This window comes from Acinetobacter sp. ANC_7635 (assembly GCF_056779945.1).
Window position 1 is genome coordinate 54,615 of sequence record NZ_JBWYIS010000006.1, and the last position, 16,821, is coordinate 71,435.

At 39.0% G+C, this 16,821-nt stretch carries 13 protein-coding genes; 4 read left to right on the plus strand and 9 right to left on the minus strand.

The genetic code is table 11. The features are described 5' to 3' along the window. Positions 1 to 15: 15 nt before the first annotated feature. From AC1M89_RS08485 to AC1M89_RS08515, 7 genes are all read right to left on the minus strand, one after another. Positions 16 to 606, minus strand: a complete 591-nt coding sequence (locus AC1M89_RS08485) for a tetratricopeptide repeat protein (RefSeq protein ID WP_092766758.1) — start codon at positions 604 to 606, stop codon at positions 16 to 18. Next, positions 603 to 1,196, minus strand: a complete 594-nt coding sequence (metW, locus tag AC1M89_RS08490) for a methionine biosynthesis protein MetW (protein WP_092766759.1) — start codon at positions 1,194 to 1,196, stop codon at positions 603 to 605. Before metW ends, AC1M89_RS08485 begins: the two co-directional genes overlap by 4 nt. Further along, positions 1,196 to 2,356, minus strand: coding sequence for a homoserine O-succinyltransferase MetX (gene metX / locus AC1M89_RS08495; protein WP_035265259.1), 1,161 nt, complete (start codon positions 2,354 to 2,356; stop codon positions 1,196 to 1,198). Before metX ends, metW begins: the two co-directional genes overlap by 1 nt. Before the next feature lie 101 nt (positions 2,357 to 2,457). Beyond that, on the minus strand, positions 2,458 to 4,155 hold the full coding sequence (gene leuA, locus AC1M89_RS08500) for a 2-isopropylmalate synthase (RefSeq protein ID WP_035265262.1): 1,698 nt from the start codon (positions 4,153 to 4,155) through the stop codon (positions 2,458 to 2,460). A 317-nt stretch (positions 4,156 to 4,472) separates the two neighbouring features. Beyond that, the gene (locus AC1M89_RS08505) at positions 4,473 to 5,156 is read right to left on the minus strand and encodes a Fe2+-dependent dioxygenase (protein ID WP_481591588.1); all 684 of its coding nucleotides are present in this window, start codon (positions 5,154 to 5,156) and stop codon (positions 4,473 to 4,475) included. 64 nt (positions 5,157 to 5,220) lie between these two features. Next, a complete protein-coding gene (locus AC1M89_RS08510) occupies positions 5,221 to 7,512 on the minus strand; it encodes a TonB-dependent receptor (RefSeq protein ID WP_481587582.1) in 2,292 nt (763 codons plus the stop codon). 281 nt (positions 7,513 to 7,793) lie between these two features. Next, a complete protein-coding gene (locus AC1M89_RS08515) occupies positions 7,794 to 9,932 on the minus strand; it encodes a TonB-dependent receptor domain-containing protein (protein ID WP_481591562.1) in 2,139 nt (712 codons plus the stop codon). Positions 9,933 to 10,198: 266 nt separating this feature from the next. On the opposite strand from AC1M89_RS08515, the gene tig reads away from it, so the two are divergent. The 4 genes from tig to AC1M89_RS08535 all read left to right on the plus strand — a co-directional run bounded on the left by tig (position 10,199) and on the right by AC1M89_RS08535 (position 14,569). Continuing rightward, positions 10,199 to 11,530 (plus strand): trigger factor, encoded by a 1,332-nt coding sequence (gene tig / locus AC1M89_RS08520; protein ID WP_180028337.1) that lies wholly within the window; start codon positions 10,199 to 10,201, stop codon positions 11,528 to 11,530. 192 nt (positions 11,531 to 11,722) lie between these two features. Further along, complete coding sequence (gene clpP / locus AC1M89_RS08525; RefSeq protein WP_035265270.1) at positions 11,723 to 12,334, plus strand: ATP-dependent Clp endopeptidase proteolytic subunit ClpP; 612 nt, start codon at positions 11,723 to 11,725, stop codon at positions 12,332 to 12,334. Positions 12,335 to 12,367: 33 nt separating this feature from the next. Next, complete coding sequence (clpX, locus tag AC1M89_RS08530; protein WP_035265272.1) at positions 12,368 to 13,678, plus strand: ATP-dependent protease ATP-binding subunit ClpX; 1,311 nt, start codon at positions 12,368 to 12,370, stop codon at positions 13,676 to 13,678. Between the two features lie 138 nt (positions 13,679 to 13,816). Further along, positions 13,817 to 14,569: a DUF2846 domain-containing protein gene (locus tag AC1M89_RS08535; RefSeq protein ID WP_481591561.1), complete on the plus strand. Its 753-nt coding sequence runs from the start codon at positions 13,817 to 13,819 to the stop codon at positions 14,567 to 14,569. 27 nt (positions 14,570 to 14,596) lie between these two features. On the opposite strand, the gene AC1M89_RS08540 is transcribed toward AC1M89_RS08535, so the two are convergent. After that, positions 14,597 to 15,139, minus strand: a complete 543-nt coding sequence (locus tag AC1M89_RS08540; RefSeq protein WP_035265277.1) for a DUF2059 domain-containing protein — start codon at positions 15,137 to 15,139, stop codon at positions 14,597 to 14,599. A 71-nt stretch (positions 15,140 to 15,210) separates the two neighbouring features. Beyond that, positions 15,211 to 16,737: a fumarate hydratase gene (locus AC1M89_RS08545; RefSeq protein ID WP_035265279.1), complete on the minus strand. Its 1,527-nt coding sequence runs from the start codon at positions 16,735 to 16,737 to the stop codon at positions 15,211 to 15,213. Positions 16,738 to 16,821: the final 84 nt, after the last annotated feature.

The following is a 16,821-nucleotide window of genomic DNA, read 5'->3' on the forward strand; positions in this document are numbered from 1 at the left end:
AACTTATAAGCGTAATTAACGGCTTTGAATCCATTGATCAGCACGGTCACGTGCAGTACGAATTTGTTCTGGTGTCAGGTTGGCAGCCAAAGCCGTCTTTTTCGTCTCAGACATATTGATCACTTTATTATCTAACATGCCATCACGTGTAGAAAGCTCATACCATTGGTAAGCACCCATATAGTTTTTCTTTTGCTCTTCCATAACGGCTAAATTGAAGCTTGCACGATTGTCACCATGACTTGCTGCTTTTTCGAAGTATTGGCGAGCTAAGGTTTCATTTTTAGCAACACCAATACCGTCAGCATACATACGACCCACATTCAGCTGAGCAGATGAAATACCTTGATCGGCTGCTGCCTTATACCAAACGAAAGCTTGCTTTAGGTCTTTAGCAACATCTTTACCATGTTGATAATGTGTTGCCAGATAAAACTGGGCAGCCGGTTGACCTGCTCGAGCAGCTTTTTGGAGCTCAGATACAGGCATACGTGAATACTGTGCAGCTAGTGCAGAAGTTGATGGTTGTTGAGGTACATAATCTGCATGAACTTGGAAACTCAACAACCCTAGAAATAATGAAGTACCTAAGAATAACTTTTTCATAGAGCGCTCACTCGATAAATCGCGACCTCGCCAAACAAGTTCGGGATATGCTTGCTGAGCAAACTCCCTTGTTGATTCCCATTCACGGCTAAACGGTCAATAATTTTAATTTGATTCTCAGCACAAAGTGCTTCGAAATCCTTAAACGTGCACAGATGGATATTTGGAGTGTTATACCACATATAGGGTAAGGCATCCGAAACAGGCATTTTCCCTTTTAAAGCAAGGAAAGAGCGTGTTTTCCAGTGTGCAAAGTTAGGAAAAGTAATAATTGCTTGTTTCCCAACACGCACCATATCGCGCAAAAGCACATCAGGTGCATCTACAGCTTGCAAAGCTTGTGCCATGACAACATAGTCAAATGACTGGTCTGCAAAGCGTCCCAAACCGAGGTTCAAGTCTTGTTGGATGATATTTAACCCTCGACTGACTGCAATTGCAATCTTTTCTTGATCGATTTCTAATCCGTATGCACGAATGTTGTGCTTTTTGCTCATATGAGCCAGTAACTCACCATCGCCACAACCAAGATCTAAAATGCTTGAATCAGGTTTAATCCATTTTTCTGCAAGCTTCTGATCAATACGCATTACACGGTCTCCTTAGGGGTTGAAGCAAGATGGTCTACACCACCTAAGAAAGCCCTTAAAGTTTTGACATATAAAGGGATAGGAAACAAGAACGAGTCATGACCTTGTTCTGCATCAATATCAACATAGCTCACAGGCTTATGATTGGTAATCAATGCATCCACAATCTCAACAGATCGGGAAGGAGAGAATCTCCAATCCGTAGTAAATGAAATCACAAGGAATTTACATTTTGTATTCGACATTGCTTTAACTAAAGATTGTTCATACTCACGAGAAGGATCGAAGTAATCCAAAGCTTTAGTCATGATCAAGTAGGTGTTCGCATCAAAGTTACGACTAAATTGTTCACCTTGATAGCGAAGATAACTTTCAACTTGGAATTCAACATCGAAACCATACATGAATTTGCCAGATTTTAAATCACGACCAAATTTTTGTTTCATGGCTTCTTCAGAAAGGTAGGTAATGTGACCTACCATCCGCGCTAGAATAAGACCACGTTTAGGATAGCTGTCTTTTTCTAAATAGCGACCATGATGAAAATCAGGATCAGACAAAATGGATTGGCGCGCGACCTCATTAAACGCGATATTTTGCGCTGAAAGTTTAGGTGCACTGGCAATAATGACACAATTATTTAATCGGTCAGGATAATCTACAGACCACTGAAGTGCCTGCATGCCTCCCAAAGAGCCACCAATAATAGAGTGCCAAACAGTGATACCGAGACGATCAGACAGCATTGCTTGAGTTTTAACCCAATCGCGCACGGTCACTAATGGAAAGTCTGGACCATAAGGACGATTTTCATTTTCAGGATTTGGGGAGGTTGGTCCTGTTGATCCGTTACAACCACCAATATTGTTTAATGCCACCACAAAAAATGTATTGGTATCAATTGCTTTGCCTGGCCCAATACAAGCATCCCACCAACCTGCTTTTTTATCATCTTCATGGTGATAACCAGCAGCATGATGATGACCAGAAAGCGCATGGCAGATCAAAATTGCATTAGATTTATCTGCATTGAGTGTGCCATAAGTTTCGACCATCAATTCGAAACGTGGTAAAACGCGGCCACATTCTAATGCGAGTGGTTCTTCAAATTGGAACTTTTGTGGAACAACAATGCCCACTGAGTCAGCTGGAAAAGACACAGGATAAATTCGCCTAAAATCTTAAGTATGAATAAATAAAAGGATACCACTTGAGGGTATCCTTCTAAAGTCATTTTCGTGCTAAATATTATTGCTAATATTTATACTGCCGCAGCGATCACTTGATCTGTGCTCAAAACACCTTGATCAATTAAACGATTTGTACATGCAATAATTCCTTCAATAGATGAAGTCACGATGTTGTCATGTACACCAGCACCGAATGCTGATTTACCTGTACCTTTGACTTGAAGTTCAATTAGTGCCAACGCTTTAGCATTTGCACCAGAACCAATGCTACGTTCTTCATAGTTCACAACATCGATTGGCAACTGTAAAGCATCTAAAATTGCAGAGATTGGTCCGTTGCCTTCACCACGTAGATGTTGAACTTGACCACCGACTTCAATATCTAATTCAATGACTTGATTGCCATTTTCATCAGATAATCGATAGTTTTTCGCGACATAATGTTTATCTTTCTGATTTACATATGTACTTTGGAATAAACTCCAAATTTGCTCAGCAGAAACTTCTACGCCTTCTTCGTCAGCTACCTGTTGCACGACTTGCGAGAACTCAATTTGTAAGCGACGTGGTAATACGACGTTGTAGTTCGACTCTAACAAGTATGCGATACCACCTTTACCTGATTGTGAATTGACACGAATGACTGCGTCATAATCACGTCCCAAATCTTTAGGATCAATTGGTAAGTAAGGCATGTCCCAAATTTCTTCGTTTTTCTGGAACTCAAAGCCTTTTTTAATCGCATCTTGGTGTGAGCCAGAAAATGCAGTAAATACTAAATCACCCGCATATGGATGACGTGGATGAACGGGTATACCTGTACATTCTTCAATAGTAGAAATGATTTCATTAATATTTGAAAAATCTAGATTTGGAGCGACACCTTGGGTATACATATTTAATGCAATCGCTGCAACGTCAACGTTACCTGTACGTTCACCATTACCAAATACACAACCTTCCACACGATCAGCACCAGCCATGATCGCTAACTCGGATGCTGCAATACCGCATCCACGGTCATTGTGACAGTGTACAGAAATAATGACACCATCGCGGCGTTGTAAGTTGCGATGCATCCATTCAACTTGGTCAGCGTAAACATGAGGCCCAGAAACTTCAACAGTCGCGGGTAGATTCAAGATAACTTTATTATCTGGGCGAGCATCCCAAATTTCAGTGACTGCATCACAGACATCTTTTGCAACTTCTAATTCAGTTGCGGTAAAGCATTCAGGAGAGTATTGGAACACCCATTCAGTTTCAGGATATTGTGCTGCATATTCTTTCACTTTTTGAGCCGCATTCACCGCTAAGGCTTTCGCACCCGCTACATCAACATTCAATACTTTTTGACGGAATGTTGGTGAGTTTGAATTATAGATATGCACAATTGCACGTTTGGCACCTTGTAATGATTCAAATGTACGTTGAATCAAGTGATCACGAGCTTGAACTAATACTTCGATATAGACATCATCTGGAATATGATTTTCTTCGATTAATTTACGGGTAAAGTCAAAATCAATCTGTGAGGCAGATGGAAAGCCAATTTCAATATGTTTGAAACCAATTTTCACCAACATTTGGAACATCTTGAACTTTTGTTCAATGTTCATTGGTTCGAAAATAGCTTGGTTACCGTCACGGAGGTCGGTGCTCATCCAGATAGGCGCTTTATTAATTTCGTTATTTGGCCATTGACGGTCAGGTAAGTCTACACGTTGGTACATGCGACGGTATTTTTTGCTTGGATCAGCCAACATCATGAGATAACTCCTTTCATAGCACAACATGCTTGGGTCTTGTGTAAAGGCACTGCGCTATTTATATCGATTGTGTCTATTCTATCAATTTACAAGTGGCTTACTGCATCATTTTGCTGAATTCCCTAAAAATCTTTTGAATATATAGAGCTTAGCTATACCGTCACAGTGCTTGTAAATTCTTTCTTTTAGTATAGTGCGATCTTCAAGAGAATTATTCCCTGATTTAGATCAAAGTATGATGAATGTGAAATTTTTTTTCACAATATATTTTTTTTTAATAATATTTTTCATTATAAAAATTAACTGTGAAAAATAAATTATAGTTCTGCCCATTTTCGAATTAAATTGTGATAGAGGCTCGTGAGTTTGATGACTTGCTCATGTTGATCCCCTAATTCCATACGAAGTTGCTGAATAGATTGATCTAAAGTAAATAACATATGTCGATTTGAATCATCTCGAATCATACTTTGTACCCAAAAAAATGATGCCAAGCGACAACCCGATTGGATAGAAGTGACCTCATGTAAGCTAGTAGATGGATAAAGTATCAAATCTCCTGCAGGGAGTTTGACTTCGTGATATCCATAAGTATCTTCAATGACTAATTCACCGCCGTCATATTCGTGCGGATCACTCAAGAATAAAGTACAAGATAAATCTGTTCTCAAGCGTTCTTGTGAGCCTTGAACTCTGCGAATCGAATTGTCGACATGAAAACCGAATGATTGATGCTTTTCATAGCGATTAAACAGAGGAGGGATGATATCTAGTGGAATTGCTGCTGATAAGAATAAAGGATGTTGACCTAGGGATTCTAAAATAATATCACCTAGATGTTTGGTCAGGGGATGATCATTGGAAAGTTGCTGATTATGTTTCACTGTTGCAGAGAGTGTTCCAGCTGTTACCTTTCCATTGACCCAATCTACTTTAGACATTTCTTCACGAAAATATCGAACTTGTTCAGGGCTTAGAATATTTGGAATATGATGAATCACTACGATCACTCACTGCTTTAGGTGATGAAAAGCATAGCTTGTATAGAGCTATGCTGAAATGAAATTAAAACTTGAAATTTAAAGACAATACAGCATTTCGACCTTCAGCTTCAGTTGCATAATGCGAAGCATAAGCTTTCGTGAAATAACGTGTATCTGAGAGATTATTGACGTTCAATTGAAGATCAATATCTGAATTTACTTGATAGCGAGCCATGGCGTCATAACGAACATAGCCTGGTACAAATTTGGTATTTGCAGCATCTCCATACACTCGATCCATAGCTAAAACACCAGCACCTAATTGTAATTTAGGGAGAACTTGGTAAGTTGTCCACAAAGTGGCAGAGTGTTTTGCGACATTTTGGACTTGGTTACCATTAGTTGGGCTAGCCGAATAACTTCCATCGCTATTTTTTACATAACCTGCATCAACAATTTCACTATCTAAATATGTGTATCCTGCAGATAAAGCCCATTTATTTGTGATATTGCCGTTTAAGCCTAATTCAACGCCATCAACACGTGTCTCACCAATATTTCTTGTAAATCCATCACTATCTAAAGCGCGAGTATTTTCTTTTTCTGTACGGAAAATAGCAGCTGTGAGATTAATTCTGTTATTCAAAAGGTCCCATTTGGTTCCGATTTCATAGGTTTTGACTTCTTCAGGTTTGAGGTTGTTAATTGCTCTTGCTTGTGCATCAGTCGTATTTCGTCCTGGGACACTTAACCCTTCTGAACCATTACCAGCATCGATTCCAACGGGATTAGCTGAAGTCGCATAGCTTGCATAAATTGATCCATTTTCTCTTGGTTTAAAGGTTAATCCAGCTTGATAATTGAAGAAATCGTGTTTTGAATTATATTTTGTTCCTGCTTGAATTGCTGAAGTGCCTGAACCAGTATCTTGATTGTATTTCATTTCAGTTTCGAATTCATCCCAGCGAATACCAAGGTCAAGGAGCCACTGAGGATTAAGCTCAATATTATTTAGGGCATATACTGATTGTGTTTCAGATTTAATCTTCATGACATTTGGATTAGCTTGAACTTTACCTAGCCAAGCATCATTCGAATTGGGGTTATAAAGATCAGTACACCAACCATTTGAAATATTTAATGAGCATGCATTATTAGCACCACTACCGCCTATTAACGTGGTATTAGGGTCGGTTACAATGTTTGTGCCGCGTTCAGAATCTTGTTTACTGTATTCAGCACCCAAATTGAAATTATGTTTTATGATGCCTGTTTGGAGTTTACCTGTTAATGCGAGTTGATCTGTAAAACTGTCAGTGGTTGTTAGGTTGGTATTTAGACGACGCCAAACTTTTCCATTTGCGACGTTGCCCTGACTGTCATCTGGTTGAGTCCATAAGTAATTATTTTTTGATTTGCTATAGACAGCAGTATTCATCAAGCTTAGATTTTCGCTAAAATCGTGCTCTAGCTTAAGGGTCCCACTTTGATTTTCTTGCTTTTGAAAATCACGATTTAACCAACCGTAGTATGTACCCTGTTTAACATCAACGGGTGAGCCGACGGTCGCTTTTCTGTCAGTGTCGTATTTATATGGAATACCTGAATCTGGCTTATCAGCAGACTTTAGGTAGTAGTAGGCTAGTGTCGCTCGAGTGGGCGTGTCTAACCCAAAGCTAATACTTGGTGCAATACCAGCACGTTCATATTCAGCGCCATTATGTTGTCCCGCTTTTTCATTCTGGTGACCCATTGCCACGACACGAGTCGCAATACCATTCCCAAAATCTTTATTTGCATCTAATGTGATACGTGCATAAGCATCAGTACCGCCAGCAACAGAGCCTTGGAAAGCATCTCCAGATTTGGCTAATTTGGAAATTAGGTTAATACTACCACCCGTGGAACCTCCACCACCTAAAGTAGAGGCGGAGCCTTTGGTGACTTCAACCTGTTCAACGGCAAACATTTCTCGGTTTTGAGAAGTAGAGTTCCTCACACCGTCAACGTACATTGAACTTTCAGAGTTATAACCACGGATAAATGGACGGTCACCATTTGGGTTGCCACCTTCGCCCGCACCAAGTGTGATTCCTGGAACAGTTCTTAAAGCATCAGACAGCGTAGTCACTTGAGTATCTTGTATCTGTTTTTGAGAAATAACAGAGATTGATTTGGGAGTATCGAGTAGGGGAGCAACGTATTTAGCGTTTGAGGATTTGTCGACTTTAAATGACTGCTCTGATTGAGCCTCTGATTTAATTGTTTCTAAATGCGCTGTATCTTCTTGTGCGAAAGTTTGACCTGAAATAACAGCCAATGACGTTGCTATTGCAGATGAAACGATTTTTTTACGTGTCTTGATAAAGGCCATGTTCAACCTGATATGAATTTGTTTTCAGGTTGAGAATAATAATGATTCTTTTTTAGCTTTAACGGGTCTTAAAATTGATATTTGCGATTTAAGTTAAACTAAATAACGGAAGCTTAAATGTAATAATGTAATATTTTATGTATAAGTAAATGAATTTAAATAATATTGGAAAAATTAAAGTTTCTACATTTTTGTATGGCTATTTTTGATAGGGAATTAATTTTTAATAAAATAAAAAACCCTGCTAGCGCAGGGTTTTACTAGAGAGAATCTACCTAGAATTAGAAATCATATGAAATAGATAACCAGTAGTTACGACCAGCTAAGTATGTGCCTTCAGAGCTACGTCCAATTGAAAGATATTTATAAGCTTGTTGAAGATCGCCGTTAATATCTACATATTCCATATTTTGAGTAAAGTCTTTATCCAATAGATTGTTTACTGCAGCATTAATACGAATTTTATCGTTCAGTTGATAACTTGCACCAAGATTAAATAAATTATAACCAGAAAATTCGTTATTGGTTTGTTCCAAAATACTAATTGAGCCAGCGTCTGTAGGTTCACTAGTAAATCGAGGACGACCAGATTGATATTCATGTTGTAACCATAGGTCTAAAGAGTCATTAATGTGCCAAGTAGATGTTAGGCTAGCTAAATGTTTCGCAGTAGACTCTAAAGCATATCCTTTGTCTTGACCTTTAGTTATTTCTGAATCGGTATAGGTGTAAGCCGCTTTTAAGCTCCATTCTGGAATAATTTGATAATTTAGGGATGTCTCTAAACCATAAATTTCTGCTTCATCCGTGTTGAAACTCTTGCTATAAGAAGTTGCTTTATCACTAAGATTAGAGCAATCATTGGTGTTACAACTGAACGTTCTAGAAACGATCTTGTCTTCAACAACGTTGAAGAATGCAGTTGCTGTAAGGTTAAAATTATCAGAAGGTTGATAATTAAATCCAAGCTCATAGTTGATTGATGTTTCAGGATCTAAATCTGGATTTCCAAGACTCGGTGTAGCACCTTGACCACTATAACCATTGATTCCGTCGTAAAGATCCTTAGCGGATGGTGTTTTATAACCTGTACTTACGCCACCTTTGATCGTTAGTGCATCATTGGTGTTCCAAACTAAATAAGCCCGCGGACTAAATTGTCCACCAAATCCGCTATGATCTTCGAAGCGACCACCGAATGTGAAAAATAAGTTGTCTTTGAGTTGCCATTCATCTTCAGCGTAGAGAGACCAAGTATCCTGTGTAAATTCTTTTCCTATACCTGCAATATCATCTGCAATGGTTGTATCTTTGTATTCAGTACCAACTGTCAATTTATGACTTTTGATTGGTGCAATAATATGAGAGTCAATCACAAGATCTTTATTTTCGAGTTTTCGAGCTTGACCTGCTAACTCTGGGAATGCATCTGTTGGAATGGTGCGACCTTGGGTCTCTGTTGTGTTATGGCTTAGATAAGTTTTCCACAAACCAAAATCATAGTTACCATCATGACCAAGTGCAAATTGAGTTCGATTGAACTCAAGCTCATCGTTATAGCCTGCGATACCACCACGAGAAATAAAGTTTCCTAAACGTTGATCTGTGTTGTCATAGCGTTGGCTAGAATAAAAACCATCAATCCATAAAGCATTTTGTTCATCTAATTTAAAGTCTAATTTTGCACCATAATCATAATTATCTGCTTTACTTGGGCGTGGATCACGGCTAGTCGAACCCTCAACAATACGTTCAGAACGTTGACGATCCAAATAGCTACCTCTTAATTGTAAACCTAAGCGGTCATTAATAAGTGGACCATTAATCACAAAACTAGATTTCCAAGAGTCTGCTTCAGCATTACTTTCCATAATGTTGCCACTCGTTGTGACATTTGCTGACCACTGATCTGCAACTTTTTTAGTAATGATATTGATCACACCACCCATTGCTTCTGAACCATAGCGAGTAGCCATTGGTCCACGGATAACTTCAATTCGCTCAATAGCGGCTAGAGGCGGTAAAAAACTATTAGAGGTTTCACCAAAGCCATTAGGTGTTACATCTGATGAGGTTGTTTGACGGCGTCCATCAATAAGAACTAAGCTATAGTCATTACCAAGACCACGCATCTTAACGTTAAGGCCAGATGTTTTCCCAACTCCAGAACGAATATCAATACCAGGGACATCTGATAAAAGATCAGCGATGCTTGTCGCATTTTTCTTTTCAATATCTTCTTTAGTTACAACACTAATAGATGCAGGTGCATTTTTAATATCCTGCTCAAAACCCGCAGCAGAAACGACAATTGTCGAAAGTTGATGAGCACTACTTTCATTTGTGGTATTTGCAAATGTTACACCGCTAGACAAAGCGAATAATGCAACTGTAAGAGGTTGAAGCTTAAACTTACTCATATTATGTTCTTCCGCTGGTATGAGTGATGCTTGAGGGCATGATCAAATTTGATGCAAATATTAATGATAAACTTTATCATTTGCAATAAAAAACAAACAATAATTAAGAAAAATGAATTGAATATGGTCAAACCTTGTGAGCAAAAAAAATATTCTCAGGTTCATAAAAAAGATGGTTTGAAAAAGGTATTTTGTATATCTTTGATTGTTGTCATATAATGTGGCACTTTAAAAATTGCAATTACTATTTCTATATCGAGGAAGCCATGCAAGTAACTTCTGAAGCGGTTTCGGGCGTAGCCCGTCGTTTAAATGTATCTGTACCGACGAGCCGTGTTAATGAGCAATTCGAAGCTCGTTTAAAACGTACTGCTAAAACAGTTAAGATCAACGGCTTCCGTCCAGGTAAAGTGCCTTTAAATGTTGTTCGTCGTGAATACGGCGCGAGCATTTACCAAGAAGTGGTAAATGATGTTATTCGTGACACAGTATTCGAAGCAATTCAACAAGAGAAAATCAATGCTGTAGGCATGCCTAACATTGAAAAAGTTGAAAACAAAGAAGATGCTTTAGTTTATGAAGCAACTGTTGAAGTTTACCCAGAAGTTTCAGTTAAGTTTGACGGTTTAGAAGTTGAACGTAAATCTACTGAAGTAAATGATAAAGATGTAGATCAAATGATCGAAAATCTTCAAAAGCAACGCGCGACTTGGACTGAAACAAAAGGCATGGCTAAAAAAGACATGCAAGTTACTTTTGATTTCGAAGGTTCTATTGACGGCGAAAAATTTGAAGGTGGTTCTGCTGAAGACTTCAAACTTGTATTAGGTTCTGGTCGTATGATCCCTGGCTTCGAAGACGGTATCGTTGGTATGAAGAAAGGCGAAGAGAAAGTAATTGATGTAACTTTCCCTGAAGATTACCAAGCAGAAAACCTTGCAGGTAAATCAGCTCAATTCAAAATCACAGTTAAGCTTGTTGAAAAACAAAAGCTTCCTGACGTAGATGCTGAATTCCTAAAAATCTTTGGTTTAACTGAAGAAGAAGGTGTTGAGAAGTTAAAAGCTGACGTTCGCAAAAATATGGAACGTGAAGTGAAAAACGGTCTTCGCAATCAAGTGAAAGGTGCAACTTTTGATGCGCTTGTAGCTGCAAATGAAATCGAAGTACCTGCATCTATGTTGTCTCAAGAAATTGACCGTCAACGTCAACAAATGATCCAACAGTTTACTCAACAGTTTGGTGCTCAAGGCGCTAAAGCATTTGATTCAAGCATGCTTCCAGATGAATTATTCAAAGAGCAAGCTGAAAAATCAGTAAAATTAGGTGTTTTGGTGAGCAGTATTCTTGCTGAAGCAAAAATCGAAGTTGATCAAGCACGTGTAGAAGCTTATATCGAAGATATGGCGACTTCTTATGAAGATCCTACAGAAGTTATTGAATACTTCAAAAATGATAAGCAACAACGTGCACAAATCGAAGCTGTTGTTTTAGAAGACCAAGTTGTAGATCACATCTTAGCGTCTGCTAAAGTAACTGATAAAGCTGTTAGCTATGAAGAATTGTTGAAAGAACAACAAGCTCGTCAACAAGGCTAATCGGTTATCCGAAGGAAGAGGCGCTTAACGCGCCTTTTTTCTTGTAAAAAATATGGATCAACTTGTCCTGTATTCACAAAGCCTAATTAAAAAATATCTGATATTTAATGGTGAATATTTTGCATTTTCGACAATTATCCCTCATATTGTGAAAATGTATTGAGTGACAAAAAATTCAGGAATAAATAACGTATGTATGTTCCAACAATTGATAATGCTTTGGTTCCAGTTGTCGTAGAGCAATCATCTCGTGGTGAGCGTTCTTTTGATATTTTCTCGCGTCTTTTGCGCGAACGTGTAATTTTCTTAACGGGTGAAGTTGAAGACAATATGGCGAACTTAATCGTTGCGCAAATGTTGTTCTTAGAAGCTGAGAATCCAGAAAAAGATATTCATCTGTACATTAACTCACCTGGTGGTTCAGTGACTGCGGGTATGGCAATTTACGATACGATGCAATTCATCAAACCAGATGTCGTGACATATTGTATGGGCCAAGCAGCCTCAATGGGCGCTTTTTTATTGAATGCTGGTGCTAAGGGTAAACGTTACTGCTTAGAAAACGCTCGTGTTATGATTCACCAACCATTGGGTGGTTTCCGTGGTCAAGCTTCAGATATTGAAATTCATGCACGTGAAATTCTATTTATTAAAGAGCGTTTGAACCGTCTAATGGCTGAACACAGTGGCCAAGATTATGAAACTGTTGCACGTGATACAGACCGTGATAACTTTATGACCGCTCAAGCTGCAAAAGAATATGGTTTGGTCGATGAAGTTTTAACGAAACGTCCGCAACTTTAAGCTGTAAAGCATAGAAATTTATTTGGAGTGAAGATGTCTGAAAATCCTCAAGGACAAAAGCATTGTTCATTTTGCGGTAAAACGCAGTCTGAAGTGGGTAAACTCATTGCAGGCGAGGACGCTTACATTTGTAATGAATGTGTAGATGTATGCTTAGATTTAGTTCAGACGAGCCAGCAAGTCGAAACTGGTGAATGGGCAACTCGTCCATTACCTAAGCCGCATGAAATTCGTGCAGCTTTAGATCAATATGTGATTGGTCAAGACACTGCGAAAAAAACGCTCTCTGTTGCGGTATATAACCACTATAAACGTCTTAAAGTGACTCAATCAACTGCAAAGTCAGAAGATCGTGTAGAACTTGCTAAAAGCAATATCTTACTCATAGGACCAACAGGTTCGGGTAAGACTTTGTTGGCGCAAACTTTAGCGCGCTTATTAGATGTGCCATTTGCGATGGCTGATGCAACGACATTAACTGAAGCTGGTTATGTTGGTGAAGATGTTGAGAATATCGTTCAAAAATTGCTACAAAAAGCAGATTACGATGTTGAGAAAGCACAGAAGGGTATCATTTATATCGACGAGATCGATAAGATTACCCGTAAGTCTGAAAATCCTTCAATTACACGTGATGTCTCAGGTGAAGGTGTTCAACAAGCGCTTTTAAAAATGATCGAAGGTACGGTAGCTTCAATTCCACCTCAAGGTGGTCGTAAGCATCCACAGCAAGAGTTCATTCAAATTGATACGTCTAATATCCTGTTCATCTGCGGTGGTGCATTCTCTGGTTTGGAGCGTGTCGTGCAACAGCGTCAAGAAAAAGGTGGAATTGGTTTCACTGCTGACGTGAAGACTAAAGATGATTCTAAGAAGTTATCTGAATTATTTAGTCAGGTAGAAGCTGCCGATCTTGTGAAATTTGGTTTAATCCCTGAATTCATTGGTCGTCTGCCAGTGATTGCAACGCTCGAAGAATTGGACGAAGAAGCATTAATGCAAATTTTGACTGAACCAAAAAATGCATTAACGCGTCAGTATCAATACTTGTTCGAAATGGAAGATGTTGATCTATTATTTGAAGATTCAGCATTGCGAGCTGTTGCGAAAAAAGCACTTGAGCGTAATACAGGTGCACGTGGTTTACGTTCAATTCTTGAAAACGTCTTACTCGATACGATGTACGATTTACCAAGTCGCTCTGATATTGGTACTGTTGTGATCAATGAAGCTGTGATCAATGAAAATGCTGAACCAGAATATCGAACTGAGCGCCAACCTAAACAAGAACAACAAGTTGAAGAAAAGGTCGATTTAAAGATTTTAGATACTAAATCTGCTTAATTGATTGTAATTCATCTGAAACGCGTAAAAAGTCCCACTTTTTGCGCGTTTTTTGTTTTTAATCTCGGATTGAGATGATAATCTAACGATAACAAAAATATGACATAGAATAAAAAGTATTCGTGATGAGGGATAATCATGCGATCAAGCGTAGCAGTGTGTGCTTTGAGTCTGTTTCTTGTGGCATGTCAGACACATAAAGGGCTTAACGATAATAATCAAACTCATGTGGTTTCAACGTTAAAACCGGTAGATTTTAGTGAGAAAAAAACTTTTGTATCTCAGAAGCTAGCTCAATATAAAGTTGCAGGATTTGATCTGGGCTCATGGGTAAATCAAAAACCAGGACAGTTTTTCAGCCGTGTAAAACCTCAACATCAGCAAGCCGCAGTGTTGTATCTGTACCGTCCTGATAGTAAGTGGAATCGTCAGGAAATTATTGCACCGAGTTTTTTTCTAAATGGTAAGCGCATTCCGAGTTTAATCAGCAATCATTATTATTGGATAGAGCTGGCTGAAGGGGATTATCAACTTAGTATCAGTCGACCTTTAACTGTGATGCATTTTCAAAAACCTTTGGTTGCAAGTTTTAGTGTTAAAGCGGGGCAGCAGTATTTCTTAAAATATGAAGAAGAACAGTTTCGAGGTGGACCAAATGGTAGTGAAGATCTCCTCAGAGTTGGACCATTGATGCAAATGCCAACAAAACAGGCATTAAGAGAAATTGGCATGACTCAGTTGAAAACGCCTGGGCTTAACTATGTTGCCGTTATTCAACCGAACGGAACATTGCAAAAATCAAAAGAAAAAATTAAAAATAAAGAATATAAAGCCAGTGATGATGTGCGCTTAACAGAACCTTTTAAGATATATGATCCACGCACATGGTAACTCTGATTCAGCAGAATGGTTTTTAGCTTATTTCGAGTCAGTATGAATACTTTGTTTTTGTAGTTGTTCTAATTTCTTTTGGACTTCAGCAAAATTCTTTTCTGTAGATTGTAAAGAGCCTGCAAGTTGTTGATTCAGGATTTTCATGGATTCTTGAGCAACAAGTGGACCTTTATTTAAAATGGATTGACCTGTTGGAGAGGAATAAAAGTCGATCTGGGCTTGAACTTCTTGGGCATCATAGACATCTTTATAAATTTTGAGATAGATCGGTTTAAGTTTTTCCCAAGAAGTTTGCTTAATATTTTCTTGGTGAATTTTATCAGCCAGTTCATTGGCAATAACTTGTTGTTGTGGTGTTAATTTTTCGGCCTTAACAATATTTTGAACAATGCTATAGGCCTGTTGATCAATTTGAGGTCGGATTTGTTTAAGCGTACTTTGTAAGAGCTGATCTAAATTCAATACTTGTATGAGTTTTTCGATTTGTTGATCAGTCGCTTGAGCTGCCATAACCGCAGGTGAGCAGATCATGCATCCGCTCAAAAATAATGTTCTTAAAATTTTCATGAGTATTCTCGGTATAAAAAAGCACCCTAATGATAGAGTGCTTTTTGAACTTGAGACAAGTCGAATATTATTTATTGTGCAGCTGCATCTACAACTGGAATTTTACCAATTTTAGCCTGCCAAATTTTTGGTGCAGTTGCGTGAACTGATGTGCCGTTAACGTCTACAGCAACAGATACAGGCATATCTTTAACCACGAACTTATAGATTGCTTCCATACCTAAATCTTCAAAAGCGACAACTTCCGCTTCACGAATTGCTTTAGATACGAGATATGCAGCACCGCCTACAGCCATGAGGTAAGTTGCTTTATTGTCTTTGATTGCTTCAATCGCAGCAGGACCGCGGTCCGCTTTACCGATCATACCGAAAAGACCAGTTGCTTCTAAAACTTGACGTGTGAACTTATCCATACGTGTTGCAGTTGTTGGACCTGCAGGACCTACAACTTCGTCACCCACTGGATCAACAGGACCAACGTAGTAAATGAACTTACCTTTAAGGTCTACTGGAAGCTCTTCACCGTTGTTTAACATATCAACCATACGTTTGTGCGCAGCGTCACGACCTGTATAGATTGTACCGTTAAGAAGAAGCGTATCACCTGGTTTCCAAGAGTTCATTTCTTCTTGTGTGATGTTATCTAAGTCAACACGTTTAGAAGAAGATGAGTCCCAAGTGACTTCAGGATAGTCTTCAAGTTTAGGTGCAATAATATTCGCAACACCTGTACCGTCTAGTGTGAAGTGTGCGTGACGAGTCGCAGCACAGTTCGGGATCATACCGACTGGTTTACCCGCAGCGTGACAAGGGTAGTCTTTAATTTTGATGTCTAGAACAGTCGTTAAACCGCCAAGACCTTGTGCACCAATACCCAGCGCGTTTACTTTCTCGAAGATTTCGATACGAAGTTCTTCAAGTTTATTTTGTGGACCACGACGAAGAAGCTCGTCCATGTTGATCTCTTCCATCAATGCTTCTTTAGCAAGCATCATGGCTTTTTCAGCTGTACCACCGATACCAATACCGAGCATACCAGGAGGACACCAGCCTGCACCCATGGTTGGTACAGTTTTCAGTACCCAGTCCACGATTGAATCAGATGGGTTTAACATTGCAAGTTTAGATTTATTTTCTGAACCACCGCCTTTTGCTGCAACAGTGATATCTACTTTGTTACCTGGAACAAGTTTATGGTAGATCACAGCAGGGGTGTTGTCTTTCGTATTCTTACGGCCAAAAGCAGGATCAGCAAGTACAGATGCACGAAGTACGTTAGAGTTTTCTAAGTAACCTTGGCGAACACCTTCGTTAATCGCGTCGTCTAAGCTCATTGTTAAATCAAATTTAACGTCCATGCCCACTTCAACGAATACGTTGACGATACCAGTATCTTGACAGATCGGACGGTGACCTTCGGCACACATACGTGAATTGATTAAGATTTGTGCGATCGCATCTTTGGCAGCTTTGTTTTCTTCACGGTCATACGCACGACTCATTGCTTGGATGAAGTCTTGTGGATGATAGTAAGAAATGAACTGAAGCGCATCTTTAACGGATGTGATCAAGTCGTCTTGCTTGATAATAGTTGTCATACAAATATCTCTTGAGCGGGCTGATAGCTAGCGGGCTAAATTATAAGACAAAATGATTCAATTGTGGCTTTTTTGCTGAGGAAT

Bases quoted from the DNA above. Each gene is read 5' to 3' on its own strand.
- AC1M89_RS08485 (WP_092766758.1), bottom strand. From the start codon at position 606: ATGAAAAAGTTATTCTTAGGTACTTCATTATTTCTAGGGTTGTTGAGT.
- metW (WP_092766759.1), bottom strand. From the start codon at position 1,196: ATGCGTATTGATCAGAAGCTTGCAGAAAAATGGATTAAACCTGATTCA.
- leuA (WP_035265262.1), bottom strand. From the start codon at position 4,155: ATGATGTTGGCTGATCCAAGCAAAAAATACCGTCGCATGTACCAACGT.
- AC1M89_RS08510 (WP_481587582.1), bottom strand. From the start codon at position 7,512: ATGGCCTTTATCAAGACACGTAAAAAAATCGTTTCATCTGCAATAGCA.
- AC1M89_RS08515 (WP_481591562.1), bottom strand. From the start codon at position 9,932: ATGAGTAAGTTTAAGCTTCAACCTCTTACAGTTGCATTATTCGCTTTG.
- tig (WP_180028337.1), top strand. From the start codon at position 10,199: ATGCAAGTAACTTCTGAAGCGGTTTCGGGCGTAGCCCGTCGTTTAAAT.
- clpP (WP_035265270.1), top strand. From the start codon at position 11,723: ATGTATGTTCCAACAATTGATAATGCTTTGGTTCCAGTTGTCGTAGAG.
- clpX (WP_035265272.1), top strand. From the start codon at position 12,368: ATGTCTGAAAATCCTCAAGGACAAAAGCATTGTTCATTTTGCGGTAAA.
- AC1M89_RS08535 (WP_481591561.1), top strand. From the start codon at position 13,817: ATGCGATCAAGCGTAGCAGTGTGTGCTTTGAGTCTGTTTCTTGTGGCA.
- AC1M89_RS08540 (WP_035265277.1), bottom strand. From the start codon at position 15,139: ATGAAAATTTTAAGAACATTATTTTTGAGCGGATGCATGATCTGCTCA.
- AC1M89_RS08545 (WP_035265279.1), bottom strand. From the start codon at position 16,737: ATGACAACTATTATCAAGCAAGACGACTTGATCACATCCGTTAAAGAT.